The sequence below is a fragment of the Roseateles sp. genome, assembly GCF_047654785.1.
Lineage (GTDB): Bacteria > Pseudomonadota > Gammaproteobacteria > Burkholderiales > Burkholderiaceae_C > Pelomonas.
In genome coordinates this window covers 794,867-812,344 of record NZ_JASGKQ010000002.1, presented here as the reverse complement: position 1 = coordinate 812,344, position 17,478 = coordinate 794,867, and the positions used below count along the sequence as shown (strand labels likewise).

General features: G+C 71.8%; 16 protein-coding genes. 2 read left to right on the top strand and 14 right to left on the bottom strand.

The annotated features are described in order from the left end of the window. Positions 1-64 precede the first annotated feature (64 nt). The 9 genes from QM788_RS08220 to QM788_RS08180 all read right to left on the bottom strand — a co-directional run bounded on the left by QM788_RS08220 (position 65) and on the right by QM788_RS08180 (position 9,135). Positions 65-649, bottom strand: coding sequence for a VOC family protein (locus QM788_RS08220; protein ID WP_415660999.1), 585 nt, complete (start codon positions 647-649; stop codon positions 65-67). Further along, entirely contained in the window at positions 646-1,485 is an 840-nt protein-coding gene (locus QM788_RS08215) for a PhzF family phenazine biosynthesis protein (protein WP_415660998.1), read from the bottom strand. The genes QM788_RS08220 and QM788_RS08215 overlap by 4 nt, the downstream gene beginning before the upstream one ends. 100 nt (positions 1,486-1,585) lie before the next feature. Next, positions 1,586-2,308, bottom strand: coding sequence for an ABC transporter ATP-binding protein (locus QM788_RS08210; protein ID WP_415660997.1), 723 nt, complete (start codon positions 2,306-2,308; stop codon positions 1,586-1,588). An 11-nt stretch (positions 2,309-2,319) separates the two neighbouring features. Then, positions 2,320-4,233: an ABC transporter permease subunit gene (locus QM788_RS08205; RefSeq protein WP_415660996.1), complete on the bottom strand. Its 1,914-nt coding sequence runs from the start codon at positions 4,231-4,233 to the stop codon at positions 2,320-2,322. 71 nt (positions 4,234-4,304) lie between these two features. Then, a complete protein-coding gene (locus tag QM788_RS08200; protein WP_415660995.1) occupies positions 4,305-5,180 on the bottom strand; it encodes a branched-chain amino acid ABC transporter permease in 876 nt (291 codons plus the stop codon). Between the two features lie 121 nt (positions 5,181-5,301). Then, a complete protein-coding gene (locus QM788_RS08195) occupies positions 5,302-6,531 on the bottom strand; it encodes an ABC transporter substrate-binding protein (RefSeq protein ID WP_415660994.1) in 1,230 nt (409 codons plus the stop codon). 150 nt (positions 6,532-6,681) lie between these two features. Continuing rightward, on the bottom strand, positions 6,682-7,890 hold the full coding sequence (locus tag QM788_RS08190) for a PLP-dependent aminotransferase family protein (protein WP_415660993.1): 1,209 nt from the start codon (positions 7,888-7,890) through the stop codon (positions 6,682-6,684). 19 nt (positions 7,891-7,909) lie between these two features. Then, positions 7,910-8,218: a DUF2917 domain-containing protein gene (locus tag QM788_RS08185; RefSeq protein WP_415660992.1), complete on the bottom strand. Its 309-nt coding sequence runs from the start codon at positions 8,216-8,218 to the stop codon at positions 7,910-7,912. Continuing rightward, positions 8,215-9,135 carry a DMT family transporter gene (locus QM788_RS08180; RefSeq protein ID WP_415661172.1) on the bottom strand — a complete coding sequence of 307 codons (921 nt, stop codon included), beginning with the start codon at positions 9,133-9,135 and terminating at the stop codon, positions 8,215-8,217. The genes QM788_RS08185 and QM788_RS08180 overlap by 4 nt, the downstream gene beginning before the upstream one ends. Positions 9,136-9,244: 109 nt before the next feature. Between QM788_RS08180 and QM788_RS08175 the strand changes: the two genes are divergently transcribed. Beyond that, positions 9,245-10,657: a PLP-dependent aminotransferase family protein gene (locus tag QM788_RS08175; protein ID WP_415660991.1), complete on the top strand. Its 1,413-nt coding sequence runs from the start codon at positions 9,245-9,247 to the stop codon at positions 10,655-10,657. Here QM788_RS08175 and QM788_RS08170 read toward each other — a convergent pair. Both QM788_RS08170 and QM788_RS08165 read right to left on the bottom strand, forming a co-directional pair. Then, on the bottom strand, positions 10,654-11,034 hold the full coding sequence (locus tag QM788_RS08170; RefSeq protein WP_415660990.1) for a hypothetical protein: 381 nt from the start codon (positions 11,032-11,034) through the stop codon (positions 10,654-10,656). The two genes, QM788_RS08175 and QM788_RS08170, sit on opposite strands and share 4 nt — an antisense overlap. Beyond that, positions 11,031-12,902 carry an ATP-binding cassette domain-containing protein gene (locus tag QM788_RS08165; RefSeq protein WP_415660989.1) on the bottom strand — a complete coding sequence of 624 codons (1,872 nt, stop codon included), beginning with the start codon at positions 12,900-12,902 and terminating at the stop codon, positions 11,031-11,033. The genes QM788_RS08170 and QM788_RS08165 overlap by 4 nt, the downstream gene beginning before the upstream one ends. 95 nt (positions 12,903-12,997) lie before the next feature. On the opposite strand from QM788_RS08165, the gene QM788_RS08160 reads away from it, so the two are divergent. Further along, positions 12,998-14,104: an HDOD domain-containing protein gene (locus tag QM788_RS08160; RefSeq protein ID WP_415660988.1), complete on the top strand. Its 1,107-nt coding sequence runs from the start codon at positions 12,998-13,000 to the stop codon at positions 14,102-14,104. Here QM788_RS08160 and fghA read toward each other — a convergent pair. The 3 genes from fghA to QM788_RS08145 all read right to left on the bottom strand — a co-directional run bounded on the left by fghA (position 14,079) and on the right by QM788_RS08145 (position 17,476). Beyond that, positions 14,079-14,924: an S-formylglutathione hydrolase gene (gene fghA, locus QM788_RS08155; RefSeq protein WP_415660987.1), complete on the bottom strand. Its 846-nt coding sequence runs from the start codon at positions 14,922-14,924 to the stop codon at positions 14,079-14,081. The two genes, QM788_RS08160 and fghA, sit on opposite strands and share 26 nt — an antisense overlap. An 11-nt stretch (positions 14,925-14,935) precedes the next feature. Next, a complete protein-coding gene (locus QM788_RS08150) occupies positions 14,936-16,270 on the bottom strand; it encodes a dicarboxylate/amino acid:cation symporter (RefSeq protein WP_415660986.1) in 1,335 nt (444 codons plus the stop codon). Positions 16,271-16,375: 105 nt separating this feature from the next. Then, a complete protein-coding gene (locus tag QM788_RS08145) occupies positions 16,376-17,476 on the bottom strand; it encodes an S-(hydroxymethyl)glutathione dehydrogenase/class III alcohol dehydrogenase (protein WP_415661171.1) in 1,101 nt (366 codons plus the stop codon). Between the last annotated feature and the right edge of the window lie 2 nt (positions 17,477-17,478).

Sequence of the window (17,478 nt, the reverse complement as noted above, 5' to 3'; positions counted from 1 at the left end):
TAGCGACGCGGCTCAGCCGGCACATCCCGGGGCCGCGCGGCGGATCCTGGCTGACCGGCCCTCATCAGCCAACCGCTTCCAACACGACCTCGCCGCGCGGCGTCGCCAGCCGTGCCTTCAGGCCGTCGCGCGCCTCGAAGCCCAACAGTTGCACGCCGGACTCGGGCATGCCGTCGGTCGGATGCGCCTCGCCCCACTCGATCAGCACCGGCAGGGCCTCGCGGCACAGGCGGCGGCCGTCTTCGCGCAAGGCGATGCGCCAGCGCAGGTTGCCGCGCGAGGCCTCGACCGCCTCGCCGGCGTCGTGGCCCTCGCCCCGCCAGCGGGCGAGGGCCGCATCCAGGTCCGGCACGCGGGCCACCCAGTGGATCAGCCCCGGCCCTCGGGCCAGGCGCTCGCGCAAGGCCGGCTGGTCAAGGTCGAACCAGCGCGCGCGGCCGGGCAGCGGCGCGTCGGGGTCGATGGCGATGATTTCCAGATAGACCCGCGGATGGTGGGGGCCGCTGATGTCGAGCAGGCGGTTGTGCGTGCCCATCAGCCCATGCTTGCCGCCGGGACCGGGTGTCGCGCCGAGCACGCGCTCACACCAGGCGACGCCCTCCGCCAGCGTCGCCGCGCCGACGACGAGGTGGTCCAGCGCCCTGCTCACAGCCTCACCTGGCCATGGATCAGCGGCGCGACGTCGCCGCCGATCCACGTCGCTTCGGCATCGCGCACCACATGGACGCGGCCGGCGCGGCCGAGCGCCGCGCCCTGGGCGGCCACATAGCGGTCGCCCGCCAACCCCCGGCCCTGCAGCCACAGCGCCAGGCCGGCGTTCAGGCTGCCGGTGACCGGGTCTTCCGGCACGCCCAGGCCGGGCACGAAGGCTCGCACCTCGAACTGGCAGTCGCTGCCTTCTGGATGGGCGCCGACGACGCCCAGCTTGAGCCCGCGCATCGCGGCGAAGTCGGGCTGCAGCGCCAGCACGCTGGCCGCGTCGGGCAGGCGCGCGGCCAGCCAGCCGGGGCCGTTGTCGACCCAGGCCAGATCGAGCAACGCCTCGGGCGCGATGCGCAGCGCGGCCAGCACCTGCGCGCGTTCGGCGTCGCCGGCCGCGCCGCTGCGCTGGAGCGGCGGCGCGGCGAAGGCCAGCCGCGCGCCGTCGCGCTTGACGCGCACGAGGCCGATGGCGCATTGCTGCACGAGCTCGCCGGGCCGCTTCGCGTCGCCACCGCTGGCGAGGAAGGCGTGGGCGCTGCCCAGCGTCGGGTGGCCCGCGAACGGCAGCTCGCCGCCGGGCGTGAAGATGCGCACGCGGTAGTCGGCGGCGGGGTCGGTCGGCGGCAGCAAAAAGGTGGTTTCGGACAGGTTGGTCCAGCGCGCGAACGCGGCCATGTCGGCGTCGGACAGGCCGGCGGCGTCGATGACGACGGCCAGCGGATTGCCCTTCAGCGGCTCGGCGGTGAAGACATCGACCTGGACGAAGCGGCGGAGTTCAGTCATGTTTCAGGTAGGGCCCGGGCTTGACGATTGCCATGCCGCGAGGCCACGGCGGCCGCCGCATCGATGTCGTCGAAGCCGAGGCGGTAGCCGTCGCGGGCCATCAATGCCCGCCGCCGAGGTAGGCGGCCTGCACGGCGGGGTCGCTGCGCAGCTTCTCGGCCGGGCCGTGCACGGCGATGCGGCCGTTCTCCAGCACGTAGCCGTAGTCGGCCACCTTCAGCGCGGCGGCGGCGAACTGCTCGACCAGCAGCATCGTCACGCCGTTGGACTTGAGCCGCTCGATGATGCGGAACACCTCGTCGACGAGGATGGGCGCCAGGCCCATGGACGGCTCATCCAGCAGCACGACCTCGGGGTTGAGCATGGTCGCGCGCGCCATCGCCAGCATCTGCTGCTCGCCGCCGGACAGCGTGCCGGCCAGCTGCAGCCGGCGCTCCTTCAGGCGCGGGAACAGCTCCATCGCGCGCTCCAGGTCGGCCGCCACGTCGCCCTTGGGCCGGGCACCGGTGTAGCGCGGGAAGGCGCCGAGGCGCAGGTTGTCGGTGACGGTCATCGTCGCGAACACGCGCCGGCCCTCGGGCGAGTGCGCGAGGCCCTGGCGGGCGATGTGGTAGCTCTCCAGGCCGTCGATGCGCTTGCCGTTCAGCGTGATCTCGCCGCCGGTGGGCGCGATCATGCCGCTGACGGCGCGCATGGTCGTCGTCTTGCCGGCGCCGTTGGAGCCGATCAGCGTGACGACCTGGCCCTGGGGGACGTCCAGCGAGATGCCGTGCAGCACCTGGACCTTGCCGTAGCCGGCGCTGAGGTTCTTGATGGTCAACATGGGAATGGTCCTCAGCTCGCTTGGCCGCCCAGGTAGGCCTCGATGACCTTCTCGTTGGCCTGCACCTCGGCCGGCAGGCCTTCCGCGATCTTCTGGCCGAAGTCCAGCACGGAGACGCGGTCGCACAGGCTCATGACGACGTCCATGTGGTGCTCGATGAGGATGACGGTGACGCCGGCATCGCGGATCTTGCGGATGATCTCCAGCAGCTCCTTGATGTCGGGCGCGGTCAGGCCGGCGGCGGGTTCGTCGAGCAGCAGCAGCTGCGGGTCCAGCGCCAGCGCGCGGGCGATCTCCAGCAGGCGCTGCTTGCCGTAGGGCAGGTTGCGGGCCTCCTCGGACGCGAGCGCGTCCAGGCCGACGAACTCCAGCAGCGCATGCGCGCGGGCGCGCTGCGCGCGGTCCTCGCGCAGGTAGCGCGGCAGGTGCAGCGCGATGTCGACGAGGTTGCTCTTGAAGCTGTGGTGCAGGCCCACCAGCACGTTCTGCAGCGCCGTCATCTCGCCGAACAGCTGCACGTTCTGGAAGGTCCGGGCGATGCCGGACAGCGCGATGTCGGCCGAGGTGCGGCCGGTGACGGGCGCGCCCGCGAACAGCACGCTGCCGGCCGTCGGCTGGTAGATGCCGGTCAGCACGTTCATCATCGTGCTCTTGCCCGAGCCGTTCGGGCCGATCAGGCCGTGGATGCTGCCGCGCCGCACGACCAGGTCCACGTTGTTCAGCGCCTTCAGGCCGCCGAACTGCATCAACACGCCGCCGGCCTTCAGCAGCTCCGGCTCGCCCTGCGCGCTGGCGCGGGTGAGCGCGGCGGCGGGGCCGGCGCTGGTGTCGCGCTCGTGCCGGGCCCTGATGTTGAGCGCGCTGCGCACGAAGCCGACGATGCCGTCCTGCAGGTAGTACACGACGAACAGCGTGATGAGGCCGAAGATGGACAGCCGCCAGTCGGTCATCGACTCCATCTTGAACGAGACGGCCGCCAGCGCGGCGCTGCCGACGACGGGGATGAGCGCGGCCTGCTTGCCCAGCCGGCCGCGTTTCAGGCCCACGGCCACCGAGGCGGCGACGATGACGGCCAGCACGACCGCGCCGATGCGGAAGACTTCCAGGTCGTCCAGCAGCTTGGGCAGCATGACGATGATGGCCGCGCCCAGCAGCGCGCCGGTGCGGGTCTTGCGGCCGCCCATGATGATGGCCAGCAGGAACATCACGGTCAGCTCGAAGTTGTAGGTGTTCGGGCTGATGTACTGCTCGGAGTAGGCGTACAGCGCGCCCGCCAGGCCGGCCAGCGCCGCCGAGATGACGAAGGCGTAGACCTTGTAGCGGTAGACCGACACGCCCATGCAGTCCGACGCGACCGGGCTGCCGCGCAGCGCCTCGAACGCGCGGCCGAGCTGCGAGTGCAGCACGCGGTGCACGAACACCAGCGACGCGATCAGGCAGGCCATCACCAGCCAGTAGAACTCGGTCTCGTCGAGCGAGTGGCCGAACAGCGTGGGCTTGGTCAGCGTGATGCCCATCGGGCCTTCCGTGAGGAAGGTCATCTCGTTGATGAGGATCTGGATGATGGTGCCGAAGGCCAGCGTCACCATGGCCAGGTAGGGCCCCGTCACGCGCAGCGCCGGCAGCGCCAGCATCGCGCCGAACACCGCGGCCACGGCGATCGCGGCCGGCAGCGTCAGGTAGACCGGCGCATCCAGCTTCAGGATGAGCACGCCGGCCGTGTAGGCGCCGATGCCGAACAGGCCGGCGTGGCCCAGCGAGACCTGGCCGGTGTAGCCCACGACGATGTCCAGGCCGAACAGCACGATCGCGTAGATCATGATGGTCTCGACCAGGTGGATGTAGTACGGGTTGCCGGAGGCGAGCGGGAAGCCGGCGAGCGCGGCGATGGCGGCGGCGCCCAGGATGAGTTTCTTGAGGTTCACGTTTCTAGCCAGTTGAGGACAGAGCTACTCGCTTCGCTCGATCGGTCCGTCCCGCAAGTTCATCGGACTCGTCAGACCTTCTTGATCGCGGTCTTGCCGAACAGGCCCGCGGGCTTCACCGCCAGCACGATCAGCAGCAGCACCAGGCCGGGCACGTCCTTGTAGCCGGTGGAGAGGTAGAAGCCGGTGGTCGTCTCGGCCACGCCGAGGATGATGCCGCCGACGATGATGCCCATGCCGCTGGTCAGCCCGCCGATGATGGCCACGGCGAAGGCCTTCAGGCCCAGCACCGCGCCCATGGTCGCGCCGGTCAGCGTCAGCGGCGCGATCAGCACGCCGGCGAACGACGCGGTCAGCGACGACAGCGCGTAGGAGAACGTGATGACCAGGCCGGTGTTGATGCCCATCAGCTTGGCGGCGTCGCGGTCGTTGAAGGTGGCGACCACGGCCTTGCCGTAGATGCTCTTGCGGTTGAACACCTCGACCGCCAGCATCATGCCGACGGCGCCGACGATGACCAGCAGCTCCATCGGCAGCACGTTGGCGCCGAGCACCTTCATCGGCGCCTCGGGCAGCGGCGACGGGAACTTCAGGTCGTCGCGGCCCCAGACGTTCTCGGCCACGTTCTTGAAGATGATGCCCAGCGCGATGGTGGACATGATCCAGCCGAACTCGCTCTTCATCTTGATCGCGGGCCGCACGCCGATGCGCTCGACGACGGCGCCCTGCAGCGCGCCGAACAGGCAGACGAGCGGGATCATCAGCCAGTAGTTCACGCCCAGGCCCACCAGCGTCAGCCCGACCAGCGCGCCGAGCATCAGCGCATCGCCCTGGCCGAAGTTGAGGGTGTCGCTGGTGGCGAAGGTGAGCTGGTAGCCGAACGCGATGACGGCGTAAATCATGCCCAGCGCGATGCCGCTGAACACGAGCTGGGTCAGGATCTGCATATGGTTCCGTCAGAAGTTGAAGGCGTGGCGCATTCCCCAGCGGCTGCCGTGGAACTGGCTTTGCCAGGCCACAGGCAGCGCCCCCTCGAGGGGGCCGGCGAAGCCGGTAGGGGGGGAGCTTTTACTGCCGCTTCTTCTGTTCCATCGCGCCCTTGGCGTTCACGTCCTTGAGCTGCACATGGGATGCCTTCTTGAAGTCGTCCTGGTAGGCATACACGACGCGCTGGCCCTTGACCTCGCCCATCACCGGGATGTTGGCCGTGATGGCCTCGTGGTCGGCCTTGGAGAAGGGCTTGTTGTAGGTCGTCACCACGCCTTCCACCGGCGTCTTCAGGTCTTCCAGCGCGGCCCGGATCTTCGGGCCCTCGGTGGAGCCGGCCTGCTTGATGGCGGCGGCCAGCAGGTAGACGGAGTCGTAGCCCTGGGCCGCGCTCACCGGCGAGTCGATGCGCGAGTTCTTCGGGTTGAAGGTCTTCAGGTAGTTGATGATGAAAGCCTGGCGCTTCGGCGTCGTGGGCTCCTGGATGAAGGTCTGCGGCATCCGCGCGCCCTCGCCGCCGGGGCCGGCGTTGTCGATGTAGTTGGCCATCGACAGCGTCCAGGAGCCGATCATCGGCACCTTCCAGCCCAGCTTGGTCATGCCGTTGGCGATCTGGGCCAGCTCGGGGCCGATGCCGTAGGTCAGGATGGCCTCGGCGCCGGCCTCCTTGGCCTTCAGCAGCTGGGCCGTCATGTCGACGTCCTTGATGTTGAACTTCTCGACGGCCACCGGCTTGATGCCCTTGAGCTGCAGCGCGGCCTCCAGGTCGGCGCGGCCGAGCTGGCCGTAGTTCGTCGAGTCGGCCAGGATGGCGACCTTCTTGAAGCCGCGCTTGGTGACCGCCTCCTCGACGATCATCGGCGCCTGGATGGAATCGTGCGCCGCGTTGCGGAAGACGTAGTTCTCCGGCGCGTTCTTGAACTGCAGCGTGATGGCCGAGCCGGTCGCCACGTTGTTCATGACCGGGATCTTGGCGTCCTGGTAGAAGCGCTGCGACGCCAGCGCCACGCCGGTGTTGATGTAGCCGACGGTGGCGGCGACCTTTTCCTTGTTGATGAGCTCCTGGGCGATCTGCACGCCGCGCTCGTTCTTGGCCTCGTCGTCACGCTCGACGAGCTGCAGCTTGCGCCCCAGCACGCCGCCGGCCTTGTTGATTTCCTCGGCCGCCAGGCGCACGCCGTCGCGCATGCTGACGCCCATCGACGAGGAGCCGCCCGTGAAGGGCCCCGCCACGCCGATCTTGATCGGTTCCGCCGCGTGGGCGCCCATCGCAAAAACCGCTGCGGCCACGGCTGTCCATACCTGCTTCATCGTTGCCTCGTCTCCATCAGTCCATCGAATCCCCCGACTGCTTGGGCCAGGGACGAGCCCCGGACCATGCCAGAGCGGCGACGAATTGGGGATATGGAAATCAAGGGCTCGATAGCCGACCCCGGTTCAGGCCGGCGTCAGCTCCACGGGTTACGGCGCATGCTCGTCCGCCGTCTCCAGCGCCTCGCGCAGCAGCCGGCCCAGCGTCGCGACGCCCTCGCGGATGAGGTCCGGCGTCAGCGTCACGAACGACAGCCGCAGCGTGCGCGCATCGGGCTGCTGCGCATAAAACGCGGCGCCCGGCACGTAGGCGATGCCGGCGTCCACCGCGCGCGGCAGCAGCGCCATCGCGTCCAGCCCGGCGGGCAGGCGCACCCAGAAGAACATGCCGCCCAGCGGCGACCGCCATTCGCAGCCCGCCGGCAGGTGCTCGCGCAGCGCGGCGGCCATCGCGTCACGGTTGGCCTTGTACAGCGCGCGGATGGTCGGCACGTGCCGGTCCAGGAAGCCGTCGCGGATCACCTCGTACACGACGCGCTGGTTGAAGCCCGGCGTGTGCAGGTCCGCCGCCTGCTTGGCCTGCAGCAGCTTGGGGTAGAGCGCCGGCGGCGCGACCAGGTAGCCGAGCCGGAAACCCGGCGTCAGCACCTTGGAGAACGAGCCCAGGTACAGCGAGCCCTCCGGCCACAGGCTGGACAGCGCGGCCGGCGGCGGCTCGTCGAACCACAGGTCGCCGTAGGGGTTGTCCTCCAGCAGCGGCACGCCAGCCTGGCGCGAGGCCTCCACCACCGCCGCGCGGCGCTGCGCGCTCATGACACGGCCGGTGGGGTTTTGGTAGTTGGGCAACAGATAGCTGAAGCGCGTGCCCGGCGCGTCGTGCGGCAGCGCGCGGATCGCCTCGGGGCGCGGGCCTTCGTCGTCGCTGGCCAGGCTGGCGAACAGCGGCTCGAACGGCGTGAACGCCTGCAGCGCGCCAAGGTAGGTGGGCGTCTCCACGGCCACCGGCGCACCGGCGTCGCAGAGGATCTTGCCCACCAGGTCCAGCCCCTGCTGCGAGCCGCTGGTGATCAGCACCTGGTCGGGCGACACGGCCATGCCCAGCGTCGCCACGCGCGCCGCCACCCACTCGCGCAGCGGGCCGAAGCCCTCGCTGGCGGCGTACTGGAGCGACTCGCGCGGGTTGTTCGTCAGCACGCGGTCGCAGGCGGCCTTCAGCGCGTCCACCGGGAAGGTGTCCGCGCTCGGCAGGCCGCCGGCCATGGACAGCAAGCCCGGCTTCTCGGTGACCTTGAGGATCTCGCGGATGATGGACGGGTTCATCCGCGCGGCACGGCGCGCTTGGGTCCAGACGGTGGTCATGGGATGGCTTGCATGGATGTCAGGAAAGGGCGGTCAGCCTAGCACCCGCGGCCGGCGCCCCGCGCCAGCCGCGTGCAGGCCGGGCCTCGGCGCGGCGCGGCGCCGGCTGCAGCAGCTGGAACGCCGCCCGCGGCCAGGCCTCGACGACGGCCTCGCGGCCCGGCGGCAGCGTCAGCCCCTCGCCGGCCCGCAGCCAGTGGTCGCCCGCGTCGCCGCGCACGGTCACCCACAGCAGGCCCTGGGTCACGGCCAGCCGGCGCGGCCCGCGCGCGGCGGCCAGCGTCAGCGCCTGGCCGGGGCCGAGACAGGTGGTGAATCGGTCGGTCATGACGGCTCCCGCGAATACACCGGCTGCCGCCGGCCCAGCCACACCACGGCCAGCACCGCGGCGGCGAACACGACGGTCATCGCGTCCAGCCGCTCGCCCAGCAGCGGCACCGCGAACAGCATGGACATAAAGGGCTGCAGCACCTGCACCTGGCTCACGCGCAGCGTGCCACCCAGCGCCAGGCCGCGGTACCAGGCGAAGAAGCCGATCCACATCGAGAACAGCGACACATAGGCAAAGCCGACCCAGGCCGACGCCGCGACCGGCGCCGTGGGCCGCGCCATCAGCGCCAGCGGCACCGTGGCGGGCAGGCTCAGCACCAGCACCCAGCAGATCACCTGCTCCGCCGCCATCGCGCCCGACAGCCGCGCGCCGCCGACATAGCCCGCCGACGCGCAGACCACCGCGCCCAGCAGCAGGCCGTCGGCCCGCGCCAGCCCGCCCGCGCCGCGCCAGGCGGCGAAGCCCACCACCAGCACCAGCCCCGCCAGCGCACAGGCCCAGAAACCGGCGCTCGGCCGCTGCCGCAGCGCCAGCGCGGCGATGACGGCCGTGGCCAGCGGCAGCACGCCGGACACGACCGCCGCATGCACCGCGTCCACATGCCGCACCGCGTAGCCGGACAGCAGCGGCCAGCCGAACACCACGCCGCCGGCCGTCAGCGCCAGCAGCGGCCACTCGCCGCCGCGCGGCCGCCGCGCGCCCGTGGCGGCCAGGTAGAGCACCGACAGCAACCCCGCCACGGCCGCCCGGCCGAAGGCGACGAAGGCCGGGTCCAGCTGCGGCGCCGCGGCGCTGCCGCCGGCCAGCCGCGTCATCGGCAGGCTGAGCGCGAACATCACCACCCCGGCCAGCCCGAGCAGCAGGCCGCGCGCGGTGTCGGCGGCCGGCCCCGCCGGGCGCGGGGCGGGCGGCATGGCGGCGCGGGCGGCGGAGGCGGCAGTCCTGGTCATGGCGTCAGTCTAGGCAGCACCACCGATACAGAACCAGTACAGTCGGCCGCACACATCGACGATCTGTACCGCCATGCCCACCAGCACACACCCGCCGCTGCAGCGCGGCGCCAGCCAGCCGCTGGCCGGCCAGCTGGCCGAACGCTTCGCCCAGCGCATCCGCGAGCGGCTGCTGCCGCCCGGCGCCCGCCTGCCCTCGGTGCGCGACTGCGCGCGCCAGCACGGCGTCAGCCCGCACACCGTCGTCGCCGCCTACGACCAGCTGCAGGCCGCCGGACTGCTGGAGGCGCGGCGCCAGCGCGGCTTCTTCGTGCGCGAGAGCCGGCCCGCCCCGGCCCGCGGCGCCCGCCCGGCGGCCGCGCCGCCGCGCCAGGCGCCGGTGGACGCCACCGCGCTGATCCGCGGCATGTTCGAGGCCGATGCCGCCCGCTCGCCCGGCCTGGGCACGCTGCCGGCGGACTGGCTGGACGGCGCGCTGCTGCGCTCCGCGCTGCGCCGGCTGCACCAGGCCGACGCGCAGCCGCTGCAGCTGGGCTACGGCGACCCCAGCGGCGACGCGCGGCTGCGCGACGCGCTCTCGCACCGGCTGGCGGACCTGGGCATCCACGCCGGCCCCGCGCAGATCCTGACCACCCACGGCGCCACGCACGCGATCGACCTGCTGATCCGCACCCAGCTGCAGCCCGGCGACGCGGTGCTGGTGGACGACCCGGGCTGGGCCGTCATCTTCGCGCGGCTGACGCGGGCCGGCATCCGCCTGCTGCCGGTGCCGCGCACAGGGCGCGGGCCGGACCTGGAGGTGCTGGCCGCGCTGGCCGCGCAGCACGCGCCGCGCGCCTACCTGACCGTGTCCGTGCTGCACAACCCCACCGGCCACAGCCTGGGTCTGGCCGACGCGCACCGCCTGCTGCGGCTGGCCGACGCGCACGACTTCCACATCATCGAAGACGACAGCTACGGCTTCCTCGCGCCCGAGCACCAGCCGCGCCTGGCCGCGCTGGACGGGCTGCGCCGCGTGACCTACGTGTCGGGCTTCTCCAAGGTGCTGACGCCGGCCTGGCGCGTGGGCTACCTGGCCGCCGCGCCCGAGCGGCTGGCCGCGCTGACCGACACCAAGCTGCTGGACGGCCTGACCAGTTCGCCGGTGCTGGAGCGCGCCGTGGCGCTGTGCCTGGAGCGCGGCGGGCTGCGCCGCCACGCGCAGCGGCTGCGCGAGCGCCTGGCCGCGGCGCGCCAGCGCGTGGCCGCGCTCGCGGCGCGGCAGGGCTTCGCATGGGCCGCGCCGCCGGACGGCCTGTTCGGCTGGCTGGACGTGGGCGCCGACACCGAGCGCATCGCCCAGCCGCTGCTGGACGCCGGCTGGCTGACCGCGCCGGGCGCGCTGTTCAGCGCCACGCGGGCGCCGGGTTCGCTGATGCGCATCAACATGGCCACCGCGCAGGACCCGGCGTTCTGGCGCGCGCTGCGCGCGGCGGTGCCAGGCTAGACCACCGCCACCAGCAACATCAACAGCGGATACGGCAGCGCCACCGTCGGGCGCAGCGCGCTTTTCAGGTATTGCGCGGCCAGGCCGGCGCCGCGTGGGCGGTGGGCCAGCCAGTCGCTGTGCAATTGCATCGGCGGCAGGCCGGTGCCGGCCTTCAGCGCGGGCTCGATGGCCAGCAGGCGCTCGCCCAGCCGGCCCTGGAAGGTCTTGAGCACGGCCTCCTGCAGCCACAGCAGGGCCAGCAGCGCCAGCGCGAGGCCGCGGTCCGGCACCAGGGCGCAGGCGGCGCACGCGGCCAGCTTCACGGCCAGCGCCAGCGCCTCGTAGCGTTCGTGCTGGGCCTGCAGCGCCAGCCATTCGTGGTGCAAGGCGTTCATTTGGCCTCCAGCGCTTCCCAGCGCTCCATCAGCGCCAGCAGCTCGGCGTCGATGTCGGCGGCGCGCTCGGTGACCTCGGCGATGCGCCGGGCGCCCTGGGTGTACAGCTCGCTGCCGGCGATCAGCGCGTTCAGCTGCGTCTGCTCGGCCTCCAGCGCGGCGATCTGCCTGGGGATCTCGTCGAGCTCGCGCTGCTCCTTGTAGCTGAGCTTGCGCTTGGTGGCGACGACCGGGGCCGGTTCGGGCACGGGCGGCGGCGCGGCGGCGGCGGCAGGCGCGGCCTTGGCCTGCAGCGCGGCGGCCCGGCGGGACTGGGTCAGCCAGTCCTGCACGCTGCCCTCGTACTCGCGCCAGCGCGCGTCGCCCTCGAAGACGAGGGTGGAGGTGACGACGTTGTCCAGGAAGCGCCGGTCGTGGCTGACGAGGAAGACGGTGCCGTCGTACTCGGCCAGCAGCTCCTCCAGCAGCTCCAGCGTCTCGATGTCGAGGTCGTTGGTGGGTTCGTCCAGCACCAGCACGTTGGCCGGCCGCGCGAACAGCCGCGCCAGCAACAGGCGGTTGCGCTCGCCGCCGCTCAAGGTGCGCACCGGCGAGTTGGCACGCGCGGGCGAGAACAGGAAGTCGCCGAGGTAGCTCTTCACGTGCTTCTTCTGCGTGCCGATCTCGATCCACTCGGAGCCGGGGCTGATGGTGTCGGCCAGCGTCGCATCGAGGTTGAGCGTGTCGCGCATCTGGTCGAAATAGGCCACCGTCAGCCGCGAGCCCAGGCGCACGCTGCCGCTGTCGGGCGGCAGCTCGCCGAGGATCATCTTCAGCAGCGTGGTCTTGCCGGCACCGTTGGGGCCGATCAGGCCGACCTTGTCGCCGCGCAGGATGGTGGCGGAGAAGCCGCGCACGATGTCGCGCTCGCCGAAGCGCTTCGCCACGTCCTCCAGCTCCGCGACGATCTTGCCGCTGGCGCTGCCGGTGTCGATGTCCAGCCGCACCTTGCCCTGCACGTCGCGCCGCGCGGCGTGCTGCGCGCGCATCTCGTGCAGGCGCTGCACGCGCGCGACGGAGCGGGTGCGCCGCGCCTCAACGCCCTTGCGGATCCACACCTCCTCCTGCGCCAGCAGCTTGTCGAAGCGCGCATTGGCCAGCGCCTCGTTCTCCAGCTCGTAAGCCTTGGCGGCCTGGAAGGCGGCGAAGTTGCCGGGGTAGCCGCGCAGCTGGCCGCGGTCCAGCTCGACGATGCGGTTGGCGACGTTGTCCAGGAACTGCCGGTCGTGCGTGATCAGCAGCAGCGAGCCCTTGAAGTCGTTCAGCAGGCCCTCCAGCCAGGTGATGGCGTCCAGGTCCAGGTGGTTGGTGGGCTCGTCCAGCAGCAGCACGTCGGGCTGGGCCACCAGCGCGCGGCCCAGCGCCACGCGCTTCTTCAGGCCGCCGGAGAGGCTGCCGACCAGCCGCGAGCCGTCCAGGCCCAGGCGGTGCAGCGTCTCGTCCACGCGCTGCTCCCAGTTCCAGGCGCCGAGGTGCTCGATGCGCTCCTGCACCCAGGCCAGGTCGTCGACCTCGTCGTGGCGCTCATAGCGCTCGCGCAGCGCCCGAGCCTCGGCCACGCCTTCGCTGACGACGTCGAAGATGGTCGCGTCGCCGCGCAGCGCGGGCTCCTGCGGCACATACACATTGGTCAGGCCCTGCTGTTGCTGCAGCAGGCCGTCGTCGAGCTTCTCGAGGCCGGCCAGGATCTTCAGCAGCGAGGACTTGCCGGTGCCGTTGCGGCCGATCAGGCCGACGCGCTCGCCGGTCTCCAGCGCGAAGTTCGCGCCGTCCAGCAGCGCGACGTGCCCGAAGGCGAGATGGGCGTTGGTGAGGGAAAGGACTGCCATGGCCGGATTGTCCTTGACGCCCCGCGCCGGCCGCGCGCGAGACCTGCGTATGCTGCCCCGGTTCGCCGCACACATGAGAGAAAGGAAGGAACGCCATGCCGCTGATCCTGCTGGGCCAGCTGGCGCTGGTCGTGGCCCTGGTCGTGCTGGCCGGCTGGTGGCTGCGGCGCTCGCGCACGCCGCCGGCGCGGCCGGCCCACCCGCCGCCGGCCCTGCGCCAGACGCCCGCCGCGCCCAGGCCACGGCCTGCTCCGGCGCCCGCCCCGGCCGAGGCCGGCGCCCCGCTGCCCGTGCCCGCCGCGCTGGCGCTGCACGTGGCCGAGCTGCTGGACCCACTGCTGAGCGAATCGCTGATGGCCACGCTGAAGCGCCTGCCGCGGCCGCCGCGGGCCGTGCACGAGCTGATGTCGCCCGGCTTCCTGCAGACCGCCACGTCGGCGCAGTTGGCCGGCATCGTCATGAGCGAGCCCGCGGTGGCGGCGCGCGTCGTCGCCACGGCCAATGCGCCGCTGTACGGCCTGCAGCAACCGGTCACCAGCGTGGGCCAGGCCACCACCTTCCTCGGCCTGGCCAGCGTGCGTCAGATGTGCCTGCAGCACCTGCTGGCGGCCTGCCTGCAGCCGCGCGACGCGGCGCAGCGGCAGGAGTTCGACCTGCTCTGGCGCGCCAGCAGCATCGCCGGCGAGCTGTGCCGGCAGCTCGCGCCGCGCCTGGGCGTCGCCGAGCCCGGGCAACTGGCGACGCTGCTGGTGCTGTCCTTCCTCGGCCGCCAGGCCGGCGTGGCGCTGCTGGAGGACGCGGCCCCGCTGGCGGCGCTGGACGCCCACCAGCGCGCGCTGCACGAGCAGCGGGCGCTGGGCCTGGCCTCGCACGAGCTGGGCCACCTGCTGATGCGCGCCTGGGAGCTGCCGCGCGACCTCGCCGACGAGGCCCGCACGCTGTCCTCGCTGCGCTTCGACCCCGGCCTGGTGCTGCCGCCCGGCCGCGAGGCGGCGCTGGCGCTGGGCGCGCTGTGCGCGCTGCTGGGCGAGCGCGTCGCGCGCGGCCAGGCCGGCGCGGGCTACGACCTCGCCCAGGACGCCGGCCCCGACCTGGCCGCGCTGCGCCCGCGCCTGGCGCGGCCGCCGCTGGACCGGCTGGCGCAGGAGCTGCGCTCGCCGCCGCTGCTGCGGCTGCTCAGCCTCGCGGCGGATCGGCGCTGAGCAGCTGCGCCGCGTGGTGGCGCAGGTGGTCGTCCACGAAGGTGGCGATGAAGTGGTAGCCGTGGTCGTAGCCGGCGTGCCGGCGCAGCGACAGCGGCTGGCCGGCGGCGGCGCAGGCGGCCTCGAAGGCCTCGGGGTGCAGCTGCTCGGCCAGGAAGCGGTCGGCCAGGCCCTGGTCGATCAGGATGCCGCCGGGATAGGGCGGCGTGCGCTGCTGCTTCATCAGTTCGCTGGCGTCGTGGGCGGCCCAGGCGGCCCGGTCCTCGCCCAGGTAGCCGGCGAAGGCCTTGCGGCCCCAGGGGCAGTGCATGGGCGCCGCGATGGGCGCGAAGGCCGACAGCGACCGGAAACGCCCCGGGTGGCGCAGCGCCAGCGTCAGCGCGCCGTGGCCGCCCATCGAGTGGCCGGACAGGCCGACGCGGGCCAGGCCGGTCTCGCGCTGCACCAGCGGGATCAGCTCGTCCAGCAGGTAGCTCTCCATGCGCCAGTGCCGGGCCCAGGGCTCGCGCGTGGCGTCCAGGTAGAAGCCGGCGCCGACGCCGAAGTCCCAGGCCTCGGCCTCGCCGGGCACCCCGGCGCCACGCGGGCTGGTGTCGGGCATCAGCAGCGCCAGGCCCAGCTCGGCGGCGAGCCGCTGCGCGCCGGCCTTGACGGTGAAGGTCTCTTCCGTGCAGGTCAGCCCGGCGAGCCAGACCAGCAGCGCCCGGGGCTCGGGTGGCAGGTAGAGGGCGAAGCGCATCGGCAGGCCGAGCTGCGCCGACGCATGGCGGTGGAAGCGCTGGCTGCCGCCGAAGCAGCGGTGTTCCGACAACAGCTCCATCGCGCCCGCCCTCACTTCGCCATGTGCTGGTCGACCGCGTCCAGCACCGCCTCGGGCTCTTCGGCCTCGGCGGAGGTCTCGTTGTCGAGCACCGCGCGCATGCGGTCGGCGTCGAGGTCGCCGGTCCACTTGCCCACCACCACGGTCGCCACGCCGTTGCCGATCAGGTTGGTCAGCGCGCGCGCCTCGGACATGAAGCGGTCGATGCCCAGGATCAGCGCCAGCCCCGCCACCGGCACGCCGCCCACGGCCGACAGCGTGGCCGCCAGCACGATGAAGCCGCTGCCGGTCACGCCCGCGGCGCCCTTGCTGGTGAGCAGCAGCACGCCGAGCAGCGTGAGCTGCTGCGTCAGCGTCATCGGCGTGTCGGTGGCCTGCGCGATGAACACCGCGGCCATGGTCAGGTAGATGGAGGTGCCGTCGAGGTTGAAGGAGTAGCCGGTCGGGATGACCAGGCCCACCGTGGACTTGCGCACGCCCAGGTTCTCCAGCTTGGCCATCATGCGCGGCAGCACCGATTCGCTGGACGAGGTGCCCAGCACGATGAACAGCTCCTCCTTGATGTACTTGATGAACTTCCAGACCGAGAAGCCGTGCAGCCGGGCGACCACGCCGAGCACGACGAAGATGAAGATCAGGCAGGTGGCGTAGAACGCGCCCATCAGCTTGGCCAGCGACAGCAGCGAGCCCACGCCGTACTTGCCGATGGTGAAGGCCATCGCGCCGAACGCGCCGATGGGGGCCAGCTTCATGATCATGCCGACGATGGCGAACAGCACGTGCGAGGTCTTCTCGATGCCGTCGAACACCAGCGTGCCGCGGCCGCCGAAGCGGTGCAGCGCGAAGCCGAACAGCACCGCGAACAGCAGCACCTGCAGCATCTCGCCCTTGGCGAAGGCGTCCACCACGGTGGTGGGGATGATGGCCAGCAGGAAGTCCACCGTGCCCTGCAGCTTGCCCGGGCCGGTGTAGGCGGCGATGCCCTTGGTGTCCAGCGTGGCCGGGTCCACGTGCATGCCCTCGCCCGGGCGCAGCACGTTGACGACGATGAGGCCAACGATGAGCGCGATGGTCGAGACGATCTCGAAGTACAGCAGCGCGTAGCCGCCGGTCTTGCCGACGCGCTTCATGTCCTCCATGCCGGCGATGCCGACGACGACGGTGCAGAAGATGATCGGCGCGATGATCATCTTGATGAGCTTGATGAAGCCGTCGCCCAGCGGCTTCAGCGCCTCGCCCGCATGCGGCCAGAAATGCCCCACGGCCACGCCGATGACGATGGCCGTGATGACCTGGAAGTACAGCGACTTGTAAAACGGCTGCCGGGCGGCCAGGGTGGTCTGCATGCGCATCTCCGAATTCATTCTGGGGGCGCAAGATTAGAACCGGTTCACGGAGCGCCGGTGACGCCCGCGCGACGGCGTGTCGCCGCCGCCACGCGGGCGGCGGGCTCAGAACTCGACGACCGAGCGGATGCTCTCGCCGCGGCGCATCAGCTCGAAGCCCTCGTTGATCTGCTCCAGCCGGAGCTTGTGCGTGATCAACTCGTCGATGCGCACCTTGCCCTCCATGTACCAGTCGACGATGCGGGGCACGTCGGTGCGGCCGCGCGCGCCGCCGAAGGCCGATCCCTCCCACTTGCGGCCCGTCACCAGCTGGAAGGGCCGCGTGCCGATCTCCGCGCCCGCAGGCGCCACGCCGATGATGACGCTGCGCCCCCAGCCCTTGTGCGTGCACTCCAGCGCCTGGCGCATCAGCTGCACGTTGCCGACGCACTCGAACGAGTAGTCCGCGCCGCCGTCGGTCATCTGCACCAGGTGGTCCACGACGTTGTCGTGCTCCTTGGGATTGACGAAATCCGTCATGCCGAACTGCCGTGCCATCGCCTCGCGCGCCGGGTTGATGTCCACGCCGATGATGCGGCCCGCGCCCACCATCCGCGCGCCCTGGATGACGTTCAGGCCGATGCCGCCCAGCCCGAACACGACGACCGTGGCGCCCGCCTCCACCCGGGCCGTGAACAGCACGGCGCCGACGCCGGTGGTCACGCCGCAGCCGATGTAGCAGACCTTGTCGAACGGCGCGTCGGGCCGGATCTTGGCCAGCGCGATGCCCGGCACGACGATGTGGTTGGCGAAGGTGCTGGTGCCCATGTAGTGGAAGATCGGCTCGCCGTTCAGCGAGAAGCGCGAGCTGCCGTCGGGCATCAGGCCGCGGCCCTGCGTGGCGCGGATGGCCTGGCACAGGTTGGTCTTGCGGCTCAGGCAGAACTTGCACTCGCGGCACTCGGGCGTGTAGAGCGGGATGACGTGGTCGCCTTTCTTCAGCCACGGCACCTTGCTCTCCAGCACGACGCCCGCGCCCTCGTGGCCCAGCACGGCGGGGAACAGGCCCTCCGGGTCGGCGCCGGACAGCGTGTACTCGTCGGTGTGGCAGATGCCGGTGGCCTTCATCTCCACCAGCACCTCGCCGTCGCGCGGCCCATGCAGGTCCAGGGTTTCGATGGTCAGCGGCGCGCCGGCCTTCCAGGCGACGGCGGCACGGGTCTGGATGC

Bases quoted from the DNA above. Each gene is read 5' to 3' on its own strand.
- QM788_RS08200 (WP_415660995.1), bottom strand. From the start codon at position 5,180: ATGCAGATCCTGACCCAGCTCGTGTTCAGCGGCATCGCGCTGGGCATG.
- QM788_RS08160 (WP_415660988.1), top strand. From the start codon at position 12,998: ATGCCGCTGATCCTGCTGGGCCAGCTGGCGCTGGTCGTGGCCCTGGTC.
- QM788_RS08210 (WP_415660997.1), bottom strand. From the start codon at position 2,308: ATGTTGACCATCAAGAACCTCAGCGCCGGCTACGGCAAGGTCCAGGTG.
- QM788_RS08185 (WP_415660992.1), bottom strand. From the start codon at position 8,218: ATGACCGACCGATTCACCACCTGTCTCGGCCCCGGCCAGGCGCTGACG.
- QM788_RS08150 (WP_415660986.1), bottom strand. From the start codon at position 16,270: ATGCAGACCACCCTGGCCGCCCGGCAGCCGTTTTACAAGTCGCTGTAC.
- QM788_RS08215 (WP_415660998.1), bottom strand. From the start codon at position 1,485: ATGACTGAACTCCGCCGCTTCGTCCAGGTCGATGTCTTCACCGCCGAG.
- QM788_RS08195 (WP_415660994.1), bottom strand. From the start codon at position 6,531: ATGAAGCAGGTATGGACAGCCGTGGCCGCAGCGGTTTTTGCGATGGGC.
- QM788_RS08165 (WP_415660989.1), bottom strand. From the start codon at position 12,902: ATGGCAGTCCTTTCCCTCACCAACGCCCATCTCGCCTTCGGGCACGTC.
- QM788_RS08180 (WP_415661172.1), bottom strand. From the start codon at position 9,135: ATGCCGCCCGCCCCGCGCCCGGCGGGGCCGGCCGCCGACACCGCGCGC.
- QM788_RS08170 (WP_415660990.1), bottom strand. From the start codon at position 11,034: ATGAACGCCTTGCACCACGAATGGCTGGCGCTGCAGGCCCAGCACGAA.
- fghA (WP_415660987.1), bottom strand. From the start codon at position 14,924: ATGGAGCTGTTGTCGGAACACCGCTGCTTCGGCGGCAGCCAGCGCTTC.
- QM788_RS08190 (WP_415660993.1), bottom strand. From the start codon at position 7,890: ATGACCACCGTCTGGACCCAAGCGCGCCGTGCCGCGCGGATGAACCCG.
- QM788_RS08175 (WP_415660991.1), top strand. From the start codon at position 9,245: ATGCCCACCAGCACACACCCGCCGCTGCAGCGCGGCGCCAGCCAGCCG.